Annotated in this window: 2 protein-coding genes and 1 pseudogene; all 3 read right to left on the bottom strand. The window is 57.5% G+C overall.

Annotated elements, in window-relative coordinates; translation table 11 throughout:
* Nucleotides 1-145: 145 nt before the first annotated feature.
* Nucleotides 146-604 carry a reverse transcriptase N-terminal domain-containing protein gene (locus K290_RS35760; RefSeq protein ID WP_051043303.1) on the bottom strand — a complete coding sequence of 153 codons (459 nt, stop codon included), beginning with the start codon at nucleotides 602-604 and terminating at the stop codon, nucleotides 146-148.
* A gap of 642 nt (nucleotides 605-1,246) precedes the next feature.
* Nucleotides 1,247-1,495, bottom strand: a pseudogene (locus tag K290_RS0133320) (IS66 family transposase); the annotation flags it as partial.
* 44 nt (nucleotides 1,496-1,539) lie between these two features.
* Nucleotides 1,540-1,775: IS66 family insertion sequence element accessory protein TnpB (gene tnpB / locus K290_RS39070; RefSeq protein ID WP_028755409.1), on the bottom strand; the 236-nt coding region annotated here is incomplete at its 5' end.

The raw sequence follows: 1,775 nt of genomic DNA, 5'->3' as shown, positions 1-1,775 counted from the left end.
TTTTGGTCCAGGCCATCGTGTTCTCCATCGAATCTCGCAAATCCGAAGGAATCATAACCTGTTGAAATCACCCACCTCTTTTTGAGGCAGCCTCTGAGCTTAGAACTGCACGTGCCAGTTTCCCGGCATGCAGCTCAAGCCTCTGCTAAGCCCTCAGCGACGAGAGCCACCGGTTCCGGTGATAATAAAAGGGAGTGGGATCGTGGATCGAGCTTATCCGCTCGTGGCGAGGGTTGGTGTCGCCGTAGGGCGAAGTAACCATCCCACGCCGGATCGAATGGATTGGCGTCAGCCCGTACCCTCGCCGTTTGAGTGACGATAATCCTCCGATGCATTTCCCGGGTGTGTCCCAGATGGTCCGGTCCACCCCGGGTGTTCTCTTTCCTCTATTTTCCGTTACTCGCTTCACGGCCAATGCCTTGCCGCTGAACGAGTGGGTCAGCAGCCGTTGTAAGGCTTTTACCTTGCCCCAGCGGCGTTCCCGAACTGCTTTCGCGATACGCACTTGCAGCCGCCGCACGGATTGTCGAACCTTGCTCCAGTCAATCTGGTTCCAGTCCGCCGTTCCGCGGGAGGCTGCACCAGTCATTTTCATGACCGCCATTTGCTTTTCCTCCTGTAAGGGTTCTGCCTGTTCTCTCGCGATGAGAGACCAGTCGGAAGTCTGCTCCCTTTCGGGCGGGGTGATGTTGGTTGCCCATAACCCCTATCCGCGCCATTGCAGCACGGCCTTCGCTTTCTCCAACATCCTTTACCCGCACCTCCGACAGCGTTCCTTGCGGTCGGCCTGCCCGTTGCCGGGCGGGGATACGGGCTTACCGTGTTTCACTTGAATAACAGGAGCGGGTTAGACCCTGCCTTTTCGCCGGCGGTCATGTTGTCCGTGTGCTTCCAAACTAGCGGGAAGCATCCGACCGTGCACCTTTTGGTTCAAGCCTGTCAGCATCTTTGGCTTGTTCTCGATGACGACGAGTACAGCAGTTCACTTGAGTTGGTCATACCGCCCAGCCTAGCGCCCGATCCGCGTCGATGCTCGCAGATGATGCCTCCACCTCACGGCTTCCGCACGGCCCGAGGGCCCGGCTACATTGTCCCGGCAGCTTCACACCGGATTGTTGCCAATCCCGCATGTGCCGGTAGGCTACAGACGACGGAACGTCAGGTTCTCTGCGTGGTTTTTCTCCTTTCCCTTTCGAACAATTATTCAAGCGACTTCACGTCGCACCGAGCTCTTCGAGCTGTAATTCAGACGCGCCGTGCGCTCGGACCTCTGACCGCGCAGTTCGCGCCGGAGCTTTTCGATCGCCAGTTCCAGACTGACGATCAGCGCCTCGCTGTCCGACAGCATGGCCTGTGCATTGGCAGCTTGGGCCACCGCGATGTCCCGCTCGGCGGCAACGACATCGCGTTCGGCCTGAAGGATCGCACGCTCGGAAAGCAGCGCCCGATAGGCGCTTGTAAGGTCCGCAGGAAGATCGGAGGGCTTCGATACCATGAGCCATCTGATCAGATTCACTCAACATTTTCAATATAATAATGCTATCCGACCTTCGTCGGACGAGAGGTTTCCTGCGGATGGCGCCAATCAATTCCGGACAACAAATAAGAAAGCTGCGCAGGCGATATCGCTATCGCGCCGCCTTCCGCAGACGGCCAGACGAACCGCCCGCGGTCTAACTTTTTGGCATAAAGCGATAGTCCGACACCGTCATGCCATAGGGCCTTGATCAATCGACCATTTCTCCCGCGGAAAACAAAAACGTCGCCCTGGAACG

Source organism: Rhizobium leucaenae USDA 9039, assembly GCF_000426285.1.
Taxonomy (GTDB): domain Bacteria; phylum Pseudomonadota; class Alphaproteobacteria; order Rhizobiales; family Rhizobiaceae; genus Rhizobium; species Rhizobium leucaenae.
Note: the sequence above shows the minus strand (reverse complement) of the source record. Positions and strands in the feature narration are given on the sequence as shown.

Coding starts and splice junctions, on each gene's coding strand:
- K290_RS35760 (WP_051043303.1), bottom strand. CDS start 604: ATGGCGGTCATGAAAATGACTGGTGCAGCCTCCCGCGGAACGGCGGAC.